The sequence below is a fragment of the Streptomyces malaysiensis subsp. malaysiensis genome, from assembly GCF_040653035.1.
Taxonomy (GTDB): Bacteria; Actinomycetota; Actinomycetes; order Streptomycetales; family Streptomycetaceae; genus Streptomyces; species Streptomyces malaysiensis.
Genome location: NZ_JBEZNG010000008.1, coordinates 199,822 through 216,536, shown reverse-complemented (window position 1 = coordinate 216,536; position 16,715 = coordinate 199,822). Strand labels below are relative to the sequence as shown.

The window sequence follows — 16,715 nt, the reverse complement described above, 5'->3', positions numbered from 1 at the left end:
GAAGCCCCGCCACCCAACCCCTCCGGCGCGAAGAGCGGGGTCCGGGGCCAAGCCCCGCCACCCAACCCCTCCGGCGCGAAGAGCGGGGTCCGGGGCGAAGTCCCACCACCCAACCCCTCCGGCGCGAAGAGCGGGGTCCGGGGCGAAGTCCCGCCACCCAGCCCCTCCGGCGCTTGAGGAGCGGGGTCTGGGGCGGAGCCCCAGTTGTGGGAAGGGGCGGGGAGGGGAGCAGCCCGCCGCAGGCGTACGCGCGCCCCCGGACACTCCCTAACTAACGCGCGGCGCGAACCCCCTCCGCCAGCTCACCCGCGAGCTCGCGCAGCCCCGCCAGACCGGCCTCGCCGTCGCCCTCGGCGTCCAGCAGCCGCTTGACGAAGGCCGAGCCCACGATGACGCCGTCGGCGAACGCGGCGACCTCCGTCGCCTGCGCGGCGTTGGAGACGCCGAGCCCCACGCACACCGGAAGCGAGGTGGTCGCACGGGTGCGCTCCACCAGCGCGCGCGCCTCCTGGCCCACCGATTCCCTCGTTCCGGTGACACCCATCAGGGACGCCGCGTAGACGAAACCGCTGCCCGCGGCCGTGATCTTCGCCAGCCGCTCATCACGGCTGCTGGGCGCGACCACGAACACCGTCGCCAGACCGTGCTGCTCCGCGGCCTTCCGCCAGATCTCCGACTCCTCGACCGGCAGATCGGGCAGGATGCAGCCCGCGCCGCCCACCTCGGCGAGATCGGCGGCGAACCGCTCGACGCCGTACCGGTCCACGGGGTTCCAGTACGTCATGCACAGGATCGGAGCGCCCGTGCGGGCGTGCACCTCCCCCACCGTGCGGATCACATCGCGGATCCTGACCCCGCCGCGCAGCGCGATGTCGTCGGCGGTCTGGATCACCGGACCGTCGAGCACCGGATCGCTGTGCGGCAGCCCGACCTCGACGATGTCGCAGCCGCCCTCGATCATGGCGGTCATCGCGTCCACCCCGCCGTCGACGGTGGGGAAACCGGCGGGCAGATAGCCGACGAGCGCGGCGCGCCCCTCGTCCTTGGCACTCGCCAGGACGGATCCCAGCAGCTCCAGGTTCCCGGCCATCACTTCGCCCCCTCGTCGCTCTGCCGCTCGTAGAGCCCGAAGTACCGAGCCGCCGTGTCCATGTCCTTGTCGCCGCGCCCGGAGAGGTTGACCAGCACCAGACCGTCGCCGCCCAGCTCACGGCCGAGGTCCAGGGCGCCCGCCAGCGCGTGGGCGCTCTCGATCGCCGGGATGATGCCCTCGGTCTCCGACAGCAGCCGCAGCGCCCGCATCGCCTCGTCATCGGTGACCGCCCGGTACTCGGCGCGGCCGGTGTCCTTCAGATACGCGTGCTCAGGGCCGACGCCGGGGTAGTCGAGACCGGCCGAGATCGAGTACGGCTCGGTGATCTGCCCGTCCTCGTCCTGGAGCACGAACGACCGGGAGCCGTGCAGGATCCCGGGCTCGCCCTGGCTCAGCGTGGCCGCGTGCTCCCCGGTGTCCACCCCGTGCCCGGCGGGCTCGAAGCCGACGATCCGCACGCTCTCGTCCGGCAGGAAGGCGTGGAACAGCCCGATCGCGTTGGATCCGCCGCCCACACAGGCCGCGACCGCGTCCGGCAGCCGCCCGGTCCGCTCCAGGATCTGCCGCCGCGCCTCCACGCCGATCACCCGGTGGAAGTCGCGCACCAGCGCCGGGAAGGGGTGGGGGCCGGCCACGGTGCCGAAGAGGTAGTGGGTGCGGTCCACATTGGCCACCCAGTCCCGGAACGCCTCGTTGATGGCGTCCTTCAGGGTGCGGCTGCCGGACTTCACGGCGATGACCTCGGCGCCCAGCATCCGCATCCGCGCCACGTTGAGCGCCTGCCGCTGGGTGTCGATCTCACCCATGTAGATGGTGCACTCGAGCCCGAACAGAGCGCATGCGGTGGCCGTGGCCACGCCGTGCTGACCGGCGCCGGTCTCGGCGATGACCCGGGACTTGCCCATCCGCTTGGTGAGCAGGGCCTGGCCCAGCACGTTGTTGATCTTGTGGGAGCCGGTGTGGTTGAGGTCCTCGCGCTTGAGGAAGATCCGGGCGCCCCCGGCGTGCTCGGCGAACCGCGTCACCTCGGTCAGCGCGCTGGGCCGGCCGGTGTAGTTGACCAGCAGATCTTCGAGCTCGGCCGCGAAGGCGGGGTCCGTCTTGGCCTTCTCGTACTCGGCGGCGACCTCGTCGACCGCGGCGACGAGCGCCTCGGGGATGAACTTGCCGCCGAAGGCACCGAAGTACCCCTCGGCGGTGGGCACCTGACCCTCCGGGTCAGGGATGAAGAATTCAGAGGACATGGCTGTACTCCTCGATCGGGGCATCGCCCCGCAACGGATGTGATGGGAAACCGTGCGCGCTCAGCGCGGCGCGGCGCGTCGCCATCGACGCCCGTTGATCTGCCCCGGTTCGCATCCGATGTGGTAGCGCACGCGCCGCCCCCGCACCCGCCTCGCGGGCGCGCGGCAGCCCCGGGGCCGACAGCCCCGGGCCAGGCGTGCGTACGTCTCCATGGTGCGCCGATCCCGCCCCGTCGTCAGTCCCGGCCGTGGCGCAGCGCCGGATGGGCGCCCGCCGCCACCAGATCGGCCACCGCGACCTTGGGGTCGCGACCGGTCACCAGGGACTCGCCGACCAGCACCGCGTCCGCGCCGTCGTTCGCGTAGGCGATCAGGTCGTGCGGTCCGCGCACCCCCGACTCCGCGATCTTGACGATATGGTCCGGGATCTCCGGTGCGATCCGAGCGAAGTTGCCCCGGTCCACCTGGAGGGTCTTGAGGTCGCGCGCGTTGACGCCGATCACCCGGGCCCCGGCGTCGACCGCGCGGGTGACCTCCTCCTCGTCGTGCACCTCGACCAGCGGTGTGAGCCCGATCGACTCGGCCCGCTCGACGAGCGAGACCAGGGCCTCCTGCTCCAGCGCGGCGACGATCAGCAGGATGACGTCGGCGCCGTACGCGCGCGCCTCCCACAGCTGGTACGAGGTGACGATGAAGTCCTTACGGAGCACCGGAATGTCGACCTTGGCCCTTACGGCCTCCAGGTCGGCCAGCGAGCCGCCGAAGCGCCGCTGCTCGGTCAGCACGCTGATCACGGCCGCGCCGCCCGCCTCGTAGTCGGCGGCGAGCCCCGCGGGGTCGGCGATCGCGGCGAGCGCGCCCTTGGACGGGCTGGACCGCTTCACCTCGCAGATCACCTTGACGCCTTCGCCCTTGAGCGCGGCGACGCCGTCCTTCGCCGGCTGGGCCTTGGCCGCCCGCTCCTTGAGCTCGTCGAGGGCGACGCTCGCCTGCCGCTCCGCGAGGTCGGCACGGACTCCGTCGATGATCTCGTCGAGCACACTCACCGAGCGGCCCCCTTCCGTGACGGGGATGAAGCTAGCTGCTGTGGATCTGCCGGGTGGGACGGGTTCACCGCGTCACCCGGCACTGCGATGGTAGCCGCCGGGAGGCCGAGCTCTCGCATCCGGTTGACGCGGACGCCCACCACATGCACATACACAACAGCGGTCATGGTGTCAGTAGTCCCCCGAACGGGAAATTCCGGACGATGGTGAAGACCAGGGCCGCCGCGCCCAGCGCCCCCGCGTACCAGGGCCGCGCCACCGGGAAGCGCCCGCGTACGCACCACACCACCCAGCAGACAACGAAGACCGCGTAACAGCCGACCGCGAGGGCGTTGTCGCGCAGCGCGGCCGCCAGATCGCCGTGCGCCAGGGCATGGGCGCCGCGCAGCCCGCCGCAGCCGGGGCAGTACAGCCCGGTGAGCCGCAGCAGCGGGCAGACGGGGTAGTGGCCGGGCTCCCGGGGGTCGACGGCGCCGACATAGCCGAAGGCGGCCAGGACGCCCGCGAGGACGCCGAACGGCGCGGCCAGCCGCCGTACCAGGGGGGCCGGGGCGGTCGGCGGTGGTTCGGTCACACCGCCGAGTCTGCCCCGGCATCCACGAAGGCGCAGCTCAGAACCGGTGCACCGGCCTCCGTACGGCTCAGTGGCGAGCGCGGCGACGGAGGCGGGCGCGGCCCCGGGCCGCGCCGGGGCTCAGCTCTGGGTCTGCGCCTGCGCCTGGGTCTGGGACTGGACCGCGGGCTGCGGCCGCACGGGCTGCGCCTTGGGCATGCCCAGCCCGGCCGCGCGCATCGCCATGCCGACGACACCGCCGAGGGCGATGATCACGATGCCCGCCCAGAAGCCGAGCGGGCTGGCCGCCACGGTGAACGCGCCGGCGACGCAGAAGCCGATGAAGGCGATGGTGACACCGGTCCAGGCGGCCGGGGTGTGTCCGTGGTTGTGACCCGCCATGAATTCTCCTCGTTGCTGTACCGCGCCTGGTCCCGGCGCTCGGGGAGGCGAACGCTCCCAGGCCATTGTCCCCGACGCGCGAAACACCCTTGCGCGGGGGTGGGGCCCCGCGGTGTGGGAGGGGAGCGCTCAGGCGCCCCGCTCGGCCTCCTGCCGCTCCGGCGCCTCCGTCGGGTCCTCGCCCCGGTCCAGGGCCTTCCACAGCTCCTCGGGGCGGTCCGGATCGGGGGCCGGGCCGCCGCGCCGGGTGCGGGCCCGGCCCGTGGTGCCCGCGCGCTCGTACCGCCCGGACATGGCGGGCCAGTGCCGGCCGTAGCCCAGCGCGAGCACGCCCGCGAGCAGCAGCAGCACCCCGCCCGCCGCGGCCACCCACGGCCAGGGGGTGTACGCCACGTCGTGGATGGGGCTGTGGGTCAGCCCGCTCACCTTGGACGCCTTCTCCTCCAGCGCCGCCTTGTCGGACGCGCCGAGCGCCGAGCTGACGACGACGCCCGCGCCGCAGAGTGCGAGCAGCGCCGAGACGACGACACGGCCGAGGCGGCGTACGGCGAAGACCGCGACCAGCGCGGCGAGGCCGACGACGGCCAGCGCACCGGGCAGCCCGGTGATGTCGTCGCCGTTGGCGCTCTGTGGAAGGGAGCCCTGGGCGACGGCGGCGGTGCCCTCGGCCCACTTGCGGCTGGTGGCCAGCAGGACGAGGGCGGCGCCCAGCGCACCGGCAAGCAGGGCGATGGCAAGGCTGCTTCGGCGGCCGCGCACGGCGGAGGCGGAGGGCTCGTGCTCGGCCCTGGGCTGGGGTACGGCTGCTGCGGTCACGCCTACCACTATCCCCCACCCGGGTACGGGCTCGTTCGCGGGGATATGAGAACTACCGGCGACTGCCGGGAACTACCGCCCCAGCCGCCCCGCCGCGTGCACCGCCCGCAGCACCGCCGCCGCCTTGTTGCGGCACTCCGCGTCCTCGGCCACCGGATCGGAGTCGGCCACGATCCCCGCGCCCGCCTGGACATACGCGATGCCGTCGCGCAGCAGCGCGGTACGGATGGCGATCGCGGTGTCGGAGTCGCCCGCGAAGTCCAGATAGCCGACACAGCCGCCGTACAGCCCGCGGCGGCTCGGCTCCAGCTCCTCGATGATCTGGAGCGCGCGCGGCTTGGGGGCGCCGGAGAGGGTGCCCGCGGGGAAGCAGGCGGTGAGCACGTCGAAGGCCGTACGGCCCTCGGCGAGGCTGCCGGTGACGGTCGAGACGATGTGCATGACATGGCTGTAGCGCTCGACCGACATGAAGTCGACGACCTCCACGCTGCCGGGCTCACAGACCCGCCCGAGGTCGTTGCGCCCGAGGTCGACCAGCATCAGGTGCTCGGCCCGCTCCTTGGGGTCGGCGAGCAGTTCCTCGGCGAGGGCGGCGTCCTCCCGCGGGGTGGCCCCGCGGTGGCGGGTGCCGGCGATGGGGTGCAGCATCGCCCGGCCGTCCTCGACCTTGACCAGGGCCTCCGGGCTGGAGCCCACCACATCGAAGCCCTCGAACCGGAAGAGGTACATATAGGGGCTCGGATTGGTGGCGCGCAGCACCCGGTAGACGTCGAGGGCGGTGGCCGAGCACGGTGTCTCGAACCGCTGCGAGGGGACGACCTGGAACGCCTCGCCCGCGCGGATGCGCTCCTTGATGTCGTCCACCGCCCCCTTGAAGTCCTCACCGCCCCACAGCGCGGTGTACTCCGGCAGTTCGGACTCGGGCAGCGCGGCGGGGTCGGTCGGCACGGGGCGGACCAGATCGGCGGCCATCGCGTCGAGCCGGGCCACGGCGTCCGCGTACGCCTCGTCCACACCCGTGTCGAGGTCGTTGTGGTTGATCGCGTTGGCGATCAGCAGCACGGTGCCGTCCCAGTGGTCCAGCACCGCGAGGTCCGAGGTGAGCAGCATGGTCAGCTCGGGCAGGCGCAGATCGTCCCGCCCGTGCTCGCCGACCTTCTCCAGACGGCGGACGATGTCGTAGCCGAGGTAGCCGACCATGCCGCCGGTGAACGGCGGCAGCTGGACCAGGCCCCCGAGGTCGCGGGGGGTGTGCAGGGTCTCGACGGTGGCGCGCAGCGCCTGGAGCGGGTCGCCTTCGGTGGGCACGCCGACCGGCGGGGTGCCCAGCCAGTGGGTGCGGCCCTCGCGCTCGGTGAGGGTGGCGGCGCTGCGGACGCCGATGAAGGAGTAGCGCGACCAGGAGCGGCCGTTCTCGGCGGATTCGAGGAGGAAGGTGCCGGGGCGCTCGGCGGCCAGTTTGCGGTAGAGGCCCACAGGGGTGTCGCCGTCCGCGAGCAGCTTGCGGCTGACGGGGATGACGCGGCGGTCGGCCGCCAGCTTGCGGAAGGTCTCGAGATCCATCGTGACAGCGTCCTGGGTCGAGGTCTGGGGAGCCCCGCGGGGCACGGGGCGGCTGGGTGGGGCGGTGGCCGGGCTGCCGGCGGTCTACTGGCCGGCCGGTGGGCCGAGCGGCAGTTCGTCGGCGTCGAAACAGGTGCGGTCGCCGGTGTGGCACGCGGCGCCGACCTGGTCGACCTTGACGAGGATGGTGTCGGCGTCGCAGTCGAGGGCGACGGACTTGACCAGCTGGACATGGCCGGAGGTGTCGCCCTTGGCCCAGTACTCCTGGCGGCTGCGGCTCCAGTAGGTGCAGCGGCCGGTGGTGAGGGTGCGGTGCAGCGCCTCGTCGTCCATCCAGCCGAGCATCAGCACCTCACCGGTGTCGTACTGCTGGGCGATGGCGGGCAGGAGGCCGTCGGCGCCGCGCTTGAGGCGGGCGGCGAGGGCAGGGTCGAGGGCGGAGGGGCGGTCGGAGCCGGTCATGCGACCATTCTGCACGTCCGGAGGGGGGTCCCCGCGAATGATCTCCGCCGGACCGGTGTCCGGGCGGGTGTCGGGCCGGTATCGGGTCCGGTATTCGGACCGGTATCCAGGTCGGTGTCCCGGGCCGGTTGGCCGGGTCCGGCGGGCGTCGGCAGGCCGGGCCCGATGGTCGGGTTGTCGGTGGAATGGGGCATGCTTCGGGCATGACGTTTCCGCCGCCGTCGAATGACCCCAATCGGCCTGGAAACGGCGGGGAGTTCGGTCCACCGCCGCAGCCGCAGCAGCAACCACCACAGCCACAGCCCTCACAGCCCCAGCAGGATCAGCCGCCGCAGCCCCCGCAGGCGCAGGCGCAGCCGCCGCAGCAGGGCTTCGGGCCGCCGCCCCCGGCGGACCCGCCCGCGCAGCCGGGCGGGACGGGTGCGCGGCCTGAGCCCGGGCCTCAGGACCGGCCGGGGGCCCAGTCCTGGCCGGCGCCGTCCGCCCCGCCGAGCGGTGGTTTCGGCCCGCCCACCCCACCGGTCCTGATGCCCGGCGGACCGCCGCCCGGCGCGCTGCCGCCGGGGTCCATACCCCCGGGCGCGCTGCCGCCGGGGCCGATGCCCGCGGGCGCGCTGCCGCCGCCTCCCCCACCGCCCGGCACCGGCGGTTCCAGGACCACGGCGATCGTCATCGCGGCGGTGGTGGCCGTGGCGGTGGTCGTCGGCGCGATCGTCATCGGGACGAAGGACGACGGGGACGAGAGGACATCGGCCGACGCCGGCCCGTCCGCCTCGGCCTCCGCCTCGGACAGCCCCGTCTCCTCGCCCTCGGGCGACGCGACGTCCGCCGCCCCGGCGGGCTCGGAGGACCCCGGTCAGGGCGCGCCGCTGGGCGGCGGAGGCGATGCCCCCGACGGGGATCCCGGCGCCTCGGATTCCGCGGCCCCGGACGCGTCGGAGTCCGGCGGGCCCGGTGGCAAGGTGCCGTATGTGGTGCTCGACCCCGGCCAGTGCTTCGACCATCCGGCGATGGACAGCGGCGTCACCAAGGTCGAGAAGCGGCCCTGCCACGGTCCGCACGACGGCGAGGTGATCGCCAATGAGACGCTGAGCGGCGACTTCTCCTCCGAGAGCGCGATCCAGTCCAAGGCGCTCGCGCTGTGCGGGACGGACGCCAAGAAGCGGCTCAAGAGCATCCCCAACGACGGCCGGATGTACTACTACTACGCGCTGTACCCCGCGCTGGGCACCTACTCCGTCCAGGGCGAGGACCAGGTCTCCTGCGCGCTCACGCTGAGCGCCGGACGCGACGGCAAGAAGCTGGGCGAGCCCCTGCCGGGGTAGGTCCGGGCGGGGCGGCCACGGCGGCGCGCGGCGGCGCTTGTCGTGGCAGCGGACGGGCCCCGGTCGTAGGGTGGACCCATGTCCACTCACGCAAAGCGCGAACGCCTGCTCCTCGCCGACCTCTTGGAAGGCGCGGGCCCCGGCGCCCGGACGCTGTGCGAGGGCTGGACCACCCGCGATCTGGCGGCCCATCTGGTGGTCCGCGAGCGCCGCCCCGACGCGGCCGCCGGGGTGCTGGTCAAGCCGCTGGCCTCGCGGCTGGCCCGGGTGCAGGAGGAGTTCGCGGCGAAGCCGTACGAGGAGCTGCTCCAGCTGTTCCGCACCGGTCCGCCGCGGATGTCGCCGTTCGCGCTGAAGCAGGTGGACGAGGCGGCCAACAGCTTCGAGTTCTACGTCCACGCCGAGGATGTGCGCCGGGCCCAGCCGGACTGGACGCCGCGCGAGCTGGACCCGGTCTTCGCCGACGCGCTGTGGTCCCGTATCGAGCGCGGCGCCCGGGTCTTCGGCCGCCGCTCCCCCGTCGGCCTGGTGCTGCGGCGTCCGGACGGCCGGACGGCGGTGGCCCGCCGCGGCGTCCCGGTCGTCACGGTCACCGGTGAACCGGGCGAGCTGGCGCTCTTCCTCACCGGCCGCCAGGAGTCCGCCCGGGTCGAGCTGGAGGGCGACAAGGAGGCCGTGGCCGCGGCGCGGGAGGCCAAGCTCGGCATCTGAGCCGGGCGCCCCCGCGCGCGGGTACGTATCCGGGGGAGCCCCCTAGCAGGTCTCGCGCACGTAGTCCGCGCCGTCGTCGGGCGAGACGTCCTCGTCCCGCAGGACGATACTGAGCCGGTCGCCCCAGCCCGCGCACGCCTTGGCGAAGCCCTCCTCGCCGTACTCGACCACCACCACATGGTCGTCGTAAGCCTCGGCGAAGTCACCGCACTCGTCGTACTCGCCGCACTCCTCGACCACCGCGAAGTCCAGCCCGGCCGCCTTCCGGCCGGAGAGGAGCTCCGCGGTGTTCTTCTGGCCGATGGCCAGCCCCTGGGCGTGCGCGTGCTCCGACAGCAGCGCCATGAACTCCTTGGCGTGGGCGGTGGTCAGCAGCTTCTCGGAGCGTTCGTAGCTGTCGTAGTTGTCCGGCTCGACGGCGTCGAAGCCCTTGTCGGCGCAGCCGTCGATCCAGCCGTCGACCTTCTCCGCGACGCGTTCCCGCTTCCCCGCGGTGCTGATGTCGAGCAGCGGTTCCTTCCACTTGGTGTCGATGACGAGGTCGCCGTCGCGGTCGCGCAGCAGCAGGTCGTCCGGCCACTGGTCGCGTTCGCCCGGCTGGACCTGGAAGGCGTTGACATAGCAGATGTTGTACAGCCCGTCCGCCGGGGAGTCCGCGCGGTCGCGGCTGACGATGTCGACGCCCTTGGGCGGGGTGTACTCGCCGCCGATCTGGTAGTCGAAGCCGCCGTGGACGGGCGGCACAGCCACTCCGGACGCGCTGGCTCCCGAGGTCATGGACACGGCCACGACGGCGGCCGCCGCGGCGGCGGCCGTCACCACCGACGCGAGGACCCAGCGGCGGCGAAGGCGGGCGGCATGGCTGGTGGGCATGGAAGCTCCAACACTCGCGGGTAACGGCCCCGCCTCGGATGGCATCCGCCGTCCTGGCGACTGAGTCCGGGCTCGGGACCGGAACCGGGTCCCTTACCGGCTGGGCGTACCTCTTGGGCGGCACGGGGGCGGTACACCCGTGCGGCTGCTGCGATCAAAGCGGGCCCCCGCGATGGCGTCAAGTCGGGGATCCCGCGGACCACAGCCGCTGGAGCGGCCGGTAGTCGATGACCACGATCCCCTCGTCCCGCAGCAGTTGGCGGGCGTCCGGCGAGGTCAGGAACGCGTGGTCGCCGTGGCGCACCCGCCAGCCGCCGCCGGGCTCGGCGGCCCGCGAGCGCTCATCGCCCAGCCCGGGATGGACCGCCCACTCGCTGAGGCCGGGCGGCAGGGCGCGCAGCAGCTCGGCGTAGCGGGCCGCCCTGCCGTCGATGTCGAGGGCGAAGCTGTCCAGGAAGTCATGGTCGACGACCGGCAGCCCCCGCCCGCGCGCCGCCCGGCGGCCGCCGTCGAGCCAGACCCGCACCGCCAGTCCGTACTCCGCCGCCAGTGCCACGGTCAGCTCGAAGATGTCCTGGCCGCCGCCGTCGGCCAGACAGTGCCAGTCCAGATGAGTGGGCGTCAGCCCCGCGTCGGCCACGGCCTCGATCTGCGCGCGGAACTCCCGCTCGACCTCGTCCGGCCGCGCCCGCGCGAGCAGCTCCGCCCGCCGGCCGGCGGTGAACAGCTCACCCCGCTCGTCCAGCAGCGATGCCACCGTGCCCTTCGCGCTCAGCGGTCCCCACCGTAGGTGCTCCGCGTCGCGGACGAGCGTGAGGTGGATACCGAACGGGATGTCCGGCCGGTCGCGCAGCATCCGCATCGCCCGGGGCGCACCCGGGCACGGCACCATCAGGCTGCACGAACTCCCGATCCCCCGCTCGATCGCGTCGATGACGGCGGTGTTGACCGACTCATGCATCCCGAGGTCGTCGCAGTTGACGATGAGCACCCGAGCATCGGGCGGGAACCCCAGCAGCTGACTCGACACGGCTCCGTCCATGCCCTCAGTGTGAGCCGCCGTCAGCGATCGGCGAACGGGTTTTTCGACGGCCCGGCCATATCCGGCACGTAAGGTAAGCCAAACCTAACTTCCAATGGCGTGCGGCGGGCGGCCGCCCGCCGCACACGCACCCTGGGGGCCCGACGTGCCGCATACGATCGACACCGCAGAGAAGGGGCCGGACGCCGCGGCCGAGGAGGGCTGGGTCGAGCTGGGGTCGCGCACGGAGCTGCGCGAACTGCTGGGCGAGCCCTGGCCCGTCGTGATCGAGAAGGTCCATGACCGGCTCACCGACAAGGACCGGGACATCCTGTCCCGCTCGCCCTTCTGCCTGCTGGCCACCTCCGACGCGGACGGCAACTGCGATGTCTCCCCGCGCGGGGACGCGGCCGGTTTCACACACATCATCGACTCCGGCACGCTCGCCCTGCCCGACCGGCCGGGGAACCGGCGCGGCGACAGCTTCCACAACATCCTCGACAATCCGCACGCCGGTCTGCTGTATCTGATCCCCGGCGGCAAGGAGGTCCTGCGGATCAACGGCCGGGCCCGCATCCTCACCGACGCCCCGTTCTTCGACGCCATGACGCGGGACGACCGGCGCCCCGCCCTGGCCCTGGTCCTGGAGATCGACGAGATCTATCTGCACTGCCCGCAGGCGCTGCGCCGTTCCGGGGTGTGGGACCCGGCGTCCTGGCGGACCGACTGAGACACCGGCACCCCCTCATCGATCCCTACTTAGGTTAGGCTAACCTTCGCAACGTGAGATCTGGTGAGGAAACGGCCCGCACACGGCTGCGCGGTCATGAGCTGTCGGCCACGGGTGTGACCGTGTCGTACGACGGCGTGGACGTCGTACACGACGCCGCGCTCCGGCTCCGGCCCGGCGAGGTGACCGCCCTGGTCGGCCCCAACGGCAGCGGGAAGTCGACGCTGCTGCGGACGATCGCCCGGTTGCAGCGGCCCCGCCACGCGGAGCTCAGGATCGACGCCGACACCGACGGTCTCGCCCTGACCTCCCGTGAGTTCGCGCGGCAGGTGGCCCTGCTGACCCAGAGCCGCCCCACCCCCAGCGGACTGACCGTGCGGGACGTCGTCGAGTTCGGCCGCTACCCCTACCGGGGCCGCTTCGGGCGCCCGGACCCGGACGCGTCGGACGCGGTCGACCGGGCGCTCGCGCTGACCGGTGTCACGGACCTCGCCGAGCGCGGCGCCGACCGGCTGTCCGGCGGGCAGTCGCAACGGGTCTGGCTGGCCGGATGCCTCGCCCAGGAGACCGGGGTGCTGCTGCTGGACGAGCCGACGACCCATCTCGACCCGCGCTACCAGATCGAACTCCTCGACCTCATCCGCGACCTGGCGGACGACCACGGGATCGCCGTCGGCGTGGTCCTGCACGACCTCGACCAGGCGGCGGCCGTCGCCGACCGGATCACGCTGCTCGAATCGGGCCGGATCGTGGCCGACGGCCGGCCCGAGGAGGTCCTGACGCCGGACCGCCTGACCGCCGTCTACGGCATCCGGTTCGACGTCGACACCGACCCCCTGACCGGCCGGCCGCGCACCCGCCCGATCGGCCGCCACCACATGCGAACGCCCCGAAGCGAAAGGCTCGGCACCACCTCATGAGACGTCTCCCGCTCACCGCGGCCACCGTGACCGCCACGGCACTCGCCCTCGCCGCGTGCGGCACCACCGAGCCCGCCGCCGACAACTCCGAGAAGACCTCCGAAGCCATCGGCCTCACCGACGCCACCGGCGCGAAGGTCCGGCTGGACGGCCCGGCCACCAAGGTCGTCACCACCGAGTGGAACGTCACCGAGACCCTCCTCACGCTCGGCGTCGACCCCGTAGGCGTCGCCGACGTCAAGGGCTACAAGACCTGGGACACCGCCGTCCCGCTGAAGAACCGCCCCAAGGACATCGGCACCCGCGGTGAGCCGAGCATGGACACCATCGCCTCCCTCTCGCCCGATCTCATCCTGGCGACCACCGACCTGGCACCGGCCGCCGTCAAGCAGTTGCGCAAGGTCGCCCCGGTGCTGGCGGTGAAGTCCGCCGACGCCTCCGACCAGATCGGGCGGATGCTGGGGAACCTCGACCTCATCGCCAAGGCCACCGGCACCACCGACCGCGCGAAGACGGCCCGTCAGGACTTCGAGGCCAAGGCGGCCGAGGGCAAGAAGGCCCTCGCCGACGCCGGTCTCGACGGTACGGAGATCGCCTTCGCCGACGGCTATGTCACCTCCAACCAGGTCTCCCTGCGCCCCTACACCAGCGGCTCGCTCATCGGCGCCGTCAACGGGAGGATCGGCCTGAAGAACGCCTGGAAGGTCAAGGGCGACGCGAGCTACGGCCTCGGCTCCACCGATGTCGAGGGGCTCACCGACCTGCCGGAGGACGTCCGGTTCGGCTACATAGGCAGCGACGGCGACAAGAGCAGCACGCCCTTCACCGGTGGGCTGGCGAAGAACTCCGTATGGAAGTCCCTGCCGTTCGTGAAGGCGGGCGAGGTGCACCGGCTGCCTGACGGCATCTGGATGTTCGGCGGCCCCGGCTCGATGGAGGCGTACATCGACGCCGTCGTCGACGCGCTGACGAAGTAGCGGCCCATGGCCGTCACCGCGAACACCCCCGCCACCCGTCCGCAGGCGGCCGCCTCCCGATCGGGCGCGGCCGCGGTGACGGCCCTGCTCGTCCTGCTGGTCGCGGCCCTCGCCGTGGCCGACATCACCCAGGGCACCGCCGCCGTAGGACCGGCCGAGGTGGTCAAGGCGCTGACCGGACGGGCCGATCCGGACGACGCGTCCGTCGTGCTCGCCTCCCGGCTGCCGCGGATGACCGCCGGCGTCCTGGTCGGCGCCGTCCTCGGCGTGGCCGGCGCCGTGCTCCAGGCCGTCAGCCGCAATGTGCTGGCCTCGCCCGACACCCTCGCGGTGAACGCCGGTTCGTACCTGGCGCTCGGAGCGGCCGGGGCCACCGGCGTCTCGCTGCCGATGCTCGCCTCCTCCGGAGTCGCCTTCGCGGGCGGGCTGCTGGCGGCGGCCGTCGTGCTCGCCCTGTCCGGCCTCGGCACGGGCACGGTACGTCTGGTCCTCGCCGGCACCGCGCTGGCGCTGGGCCTGAACTCCGTGACGCAGGGTCTGCTCCTGCTGTTCCCCGAACAGACCGAGGGGCTGTACCAGTGGAACCAGGGCAGCATCGGCCAGAACGGCTTCGACGGCGTCGTCCAGATGCTGCCCGTCGCGCTGGCCGGACTCGCCGGGCTGCTGCTGACCGCCCGCCGGATCGACGCGCTCGCCCTCGGCGACGACGCCGCACACGGACTGGGCGTCCCCGTCCGCACCACCCGCGTCACGGTGGTGGTGCTGGCGGCGCTGCTGTCCGCCGCGGCCGTCACGCTCGCCGGGCCCATCGGCTTCGTCGGTCTGTGCGCCCCGGCCCTGGTGCGCCCGCTCGCCCGCCGGTTCAGGGGCCTCGTCCGCACCCGGACGGCCCTGCCCGTGGCCGGGCTGGTCGGCGCCGGTCTGGTGCTCGGTTCCGATGTGCTGCTGCGGGCCCTCGTCCCCGCGGGCACGGCGGTGGCCGTGCCCACCGGCGTCGTCACCAGCCTGGTCGGCGCCGGGTTCCTGGTGGTGATGGCCCTGCGGCTGCGGGACACGGCCGGAGCCGAGGCGCCCGACCGGCTGCGGGTGCCCGGCCGGACGGCGTTCCTGGTCACGGTGGCCCTCGCCGTCGCCGTAACCCTCGGCGTCACGGTGGGCGGCGTTCTGCTGGGCGACAGCAAGCTCCTGCTCGGCGATGTCGTGAACTGGGCGCAGGGGCGGGTCGGCCGATCCGTCTCCTTCGTCCTGGACGCCCGGGTGCCCCGAGTGCTCGCGGCCCTGTGCGCGGGCGCGGCGCTCGCCCTGGCCGGCACGCTGGTGCAGGCCGTGACCCGCAACCCGCTCGCGGAACCGGGCACCCTGGGCGTCTCCGGCGGAGCCGCGCTGGGCGCCGTACTGCTCGTGACCACGGCGCCCGTCGCCGGTTCCTGGAGCGTCGCGGGCGCGGCGTTCGCGGGGGCCGCGGTGGCCTCCGTGGTCGTCTTCGGGCTCACCGCCCGGGGCGGCTACCAGCAGAACCGGCTGGTCCTCGTCGGCGTCGGGGTGGCCGCCGGGACGACGGCGCTGACCAGCCTGCTCATCGTGCTCACCGATCCGTTCAACGCCACGAAGGCGCTGACCTGGCTGTCCGGTTCGACGTACGGGCGGACCATGCCGGACGTCCTGCCCGTCGCGCTCATGCTGGCCCTGGGCCTCGCCACCGCCGTCGCCGCGCGCACCGAACTGGACCTCGTCTCCCTGGACGGCGACACACCGCGCCTGCTCGGCCTGCGGCCGTCCCGGGCCAGGCTCGGTTTCCTGGCGATGAGCGTCCTGCTCAGCGCGACCGCCGTCGCCTCGGCCGGCACCATCGGCTTCGTGGGCCTCGTGGCGCCGCACGCGGCCCGCGCCCTGGTGGGCCGGCGCCACATACGGGTGGTGCCGGTCGCCGTCCTCCTCGGCGGCGCGCTCGTCTGCGCGGCCGATCTGCTCGGCCGTACGGTGATCGCGCCCGCCCAGCTCGGTGCCGGCCTGATGACGGCGGTCATCGGTACGCCGTACTTCCTGCGGCTGCTGGTACGGAGCCGGCGGTAGCCGGTGCGCGGGACCGGTCGGCCCATGACGGGTCGCCGACCGCGTACCACCGCCGATCGCGGTGCGGACACGCGGCTTTCCTACTGGCTCGGCGCTTCCTACTGGGCGCTCGCGGCCGGGCGCACCACGATCTCGTTGACGTCGACCTCGGCGGGCTGACCGATGGCGTACGCGATGGCATCGGCGATCGCGGAGGCGGGGATGGCCACCGAGCGGTAGGTCTTCATCGCCTCCCGGGCGCTCGGATCGGAGATGGACTCGGCGAGTTCGGACTCGGTCACCCCCGGGGAGACCAGGCTGACCCGGATATCACCGGCCGACTCCTGGCGCAGCCCCTCCGAGATGGCGCGTACGGCGAACTTGGTGGCGCAGTACACCGCGGCGGTGGGCGAGACCTCGTACGCGCCGACCGAGGCGATGTTCACGACATGCCCGCCGCCCTGCTCCTTCATCACCGGCAGCGCCGCCGCGATGCCGTACAGCAGACCGCGCACATTCACATCGAGCATCCGGTCCCACTCGTCGACCTTCAGCGCCTCCAGCGGCGAGAGGGGCATCACCCCGGCGTTGTTGACCATCACATCCACCCGCCCGAACCGCGTCCGGGCGGCCGATACGAAGGCCCGCATATCGTCGGCCGTGGTGACGTCCAGCCGCTGGTACGCCGCGCTGCCGCCGTCGGCGGTGATCTCCCCGGCCAGCTCCCCCAGCCGCTCGGTCCGCCGCGCCCCCAGATAGACCCGGTGCCCATCGGCGGCGAGCCGACGCGCGGTGGCCGCCCCGATCCCACTGCTGGCCCCGGTGATGAGCACGACCTTGCCTGTCCCGGTGTTGGCGTTCATGGCGGTATCCCTTTCGATCCTGATGCCGTTCTGCCCTGGCCCCACCGAGTCTGCGCAGGTCAGC

19 protein-coding genes are annotated in these 16,715 nt (G+C 73.2%); 6 read left to right on the top strand and 13 right to left on the bottom strand.

The features are described 5' to 3' along the window. Positions 1-271 precede the first annotated feature (271 nt). From trpA to AB0E24_RS18740, 10 genes are all read right to left on the bottom strand, one after another. Positions 272-1,090, bottom strand: a complete 819-nt coding sequence (gene trpA / locus AB0E24_RS18780; protein ID WP_069870083.1) for a tryptophan synthase subunit alpha — start codon at positions 1,088-1,090, stop codon at positions 272-274. Further along, positions 1,090-2,337 (bottom strand): tryptophan synthase subunit beta, encoded by a 1,248-nt coding sequence (trpB, locus tag AB0E24_RS18775; RefSeq protein WP_079257255.1) that lies wholly within the window; start codon positions 2,335-2,337, stop codon positions 1,090-1,092. The genes trpA and trpB overlap by 1 nt, the downstream gene beginning before the upstream one ends. Positions 2,338-2,397: 60 nt before the next feature. Then, positions 2,398-2,550 (bottom strand): tryptophan biosynthesis modulator TrpM, encoded by a 153-nt coding sequence (gene trpM / locus AB0E24_RS46005; RefSeq protein WP_370685001.1) that lies wholly within the window; start codon positions 2,548-2,550, stop codon positions 2,398-2,400. Between the two features lie 23 nt (positions 2,551-2,573). Further along, positions 2,574-3,383, bottom strand: a complete 810-nt coding sequence (gene trpC, locus AB0E24_RS18770) for an indole-3-glycerol phosphate synthase TrpC (protein WP_069870087.1) — start codon at positions 3,381-3,383, stop codon at positions 2,574-2,576. A gap of 163 nt (positions 3,384-3,546) precedes the next feature. After that, complete coding sequence (locus AB0E24_RS18765; protein ID WP_251771678.1) at positions 3,547-3,957, bottom strand: DUF2752 domain-containing protein; 411 nt, start codon at positions 3,955-3,957, stop codon at positions 3,547-3,549. Between the two features lie 120 nt (positions 3,958-4,077). Further along, complete coding sequence (locus tag AB0E24_RS18760; protein WP_069870091.1) at positions 4,078-4,338, bottom strand: HGxxPAAW family protein; 261 nt, start codon at positions 4,336-4,338, stop codon at positions 4,078-4,080. Positions 4,339-4,467: 129 nt separating this feature from the next. Further along, positions 4,468-5,154, bottom strand: a complete 687-nt coding sequence (locus AB0E24_RS18755) for a TIGR02234 family membrane protein (RefSeq protein WP_069870093.1) — start codon at positions 5,152-5,154, stop codon at positions 4,468-4,470. 72 nt (positions 5,155-5,226) lie between these two features. Next, positions 5,227-6,762, bottom strand: a complete 1,536-nt coding sequence (locus AB0E24_RS18750) for an anthranilate synthase component I (RefSeq protein ID WP_283886982.1) — start codon at positions 6,760-6,762, stop codon at positions 5,227-5,229. 39 nt (positions 6,763-6,801) lie between these two features. Continuing rightward, positions 6,802-7,179, bottom strand: coding sequence for a phosphoribosyl-AMP cyclohydrolase (gene hisI / locus AB0E24_RS18745; RefSeq protein ID WP_069870097.1), 378 nt, complete (start codon positions 7,177-7,179; stop codon positions 6,802-6,804). A gap of 442 nt (positions 7,180-7,621) precedes the next feature. Beyond that, the gene (locus tag AB0E24_RS18740; protein ID WP_359378276.1) at positions 7,622-7,897 is read right to left on the bottom strand and encodes a hypothetical protein; all 276 of its coding nucleotides are present in this window, start codon (positions 7,895-7,897) and stop codon (positions 7,622-7,624) included. Between AB0E24_RS18740 and AB0E24_RS18735 the strand changes: the two genes are divergently transcribed. Next, entirely contained in the window at positions 7,869-8,504 is a 636-nt protein-coding gene (locus AB0E24_RS18735) for a hypothetical protein (protein WP_359378274.1), read from the top strand. The genes AB0E24_RS18740 and AB0E24_RS18735 overlap by 29 nt on opposite strands. A gap of 78 nt (positions 8,505-8,582) precedes the next feature. Continuing rightward, a complete protein-coding gene (locus AB0E24_RS18730; RefSeq protein WP_069870103.1) occupies positions 8,583-9,215 on the top strand; it encodes a TIGR03085 family metal-binding protein in 633 nt (210 codons plus the stop codon). A 42-nt stretch (positions 9,216-9,257) separates the two neighbouring features. On the opposite strand, the gene AB0E24_RS18725 is transcribed toward AB0E24_RS18730, so the two are convergent. Together AB0E24_RS18725 and AB0E24_RS18720 are read right to left on the bottom strand one after the other, a co-directional pair. Further along, positions 9,258-10,088: an endo alpha-1,4 polygalactosaminidase gene (locus tag AB0E24_RS18725; protein ID WP_359378271.1), complete on the bottom strand. Its 831-nt coding sequence runs from the start codon at positions 10,086-10,088 to the stop codon at positions 9,258-9,260. A 178-nt stretch (positions 10,089-10,266) separates the two neighbouring features. Next, entirely contained in the window at positions 10,267-11,130 is an 864-nt protein-coding gene (locus AB0E24_RS18720) for a polysaccharide deacetylase family protein (protein WP_351374376.1), read from the bottom strand. A gap of 145 nt (positions 11,131-11,275) precedes the next feature. Here AB0E24_RS18720 and AB0E24_RS18715 point away from each other — a divergent pair, with 145 nt between their 5' ends. From AB0E24_RS18715 to AB0E24_RS18700, 4 genes are read left to right on the top strand one after another with little or no spacing between them, the layout of a single operon-like run. After that, positions 11,276-11,839 carry an MSMEG_1061 family FMN-dependent PPOX-type flavoprotein gene (locus tag AB0E24_RS18715; RefSeq protein WP_351374373.1) on the top strand — a complete coding sequence of 188 codons (564 nt, stop codon included), beginning with the start codon at positions 11,276-11,278 and terminating at the stop codon, positions 11,837-11,839. 53 nt (positions 11,840-11,892) lie between these two features. After that, positions 11,893-12,759, top strand: a complete 867-nt coding sequence (locus tag AB0E24_RS18710; protein ID WP_093703835.1) for an ABC transporter ATP-binding protein — start codon at positions 11,893-11,895, stop codon at positions 12,757-12,759. After that, positions 12,756-13,736, top strand: a complete 981-nt coding sequence (locus AB0E24_RS18705) for an iron-siderophore ABC transporter substrate-binding protein (protein WP_232637160.1) — start codon at positions 12,756-12,758, stop codon at positions 13,734-13,736. Before AB0E24_RS18710 ends, AB0E24_RS18705 begins: the two co-directional genes overlap by 4 nt. Before the next feature lie 6 nt (positions 13,737-13,742). After that, on the top strand, positions 13,743-15,809 hold the full coding sequence (locus tag AB0E24_RS18700) for an iron ABC transporter permease (RefSeq protein ID WP_359378265.1): 2,067 nt from the start codon (positions 13,743-13,745) through the stop codon (positions 15,807-15,809). 98 nt (positions 15,810-15,907) lie between these two features. Here AB0E24_RS18700 and AB0E24_RS18695 read toward each other — a convergent pair whose 3' ends face one another. Then, a complete protein-coding gene (locus AB0E24_RS18695) occupies positions 15,908-16,651 on the bottom strand; it encodes an SDR family oxidoreductase (protein ID WP_079257267.1) in 744 nt (247 codons plus the stop codon). Between the last annotated feature and the right edge of the window lie 64 nt (positions 16,652-16,715).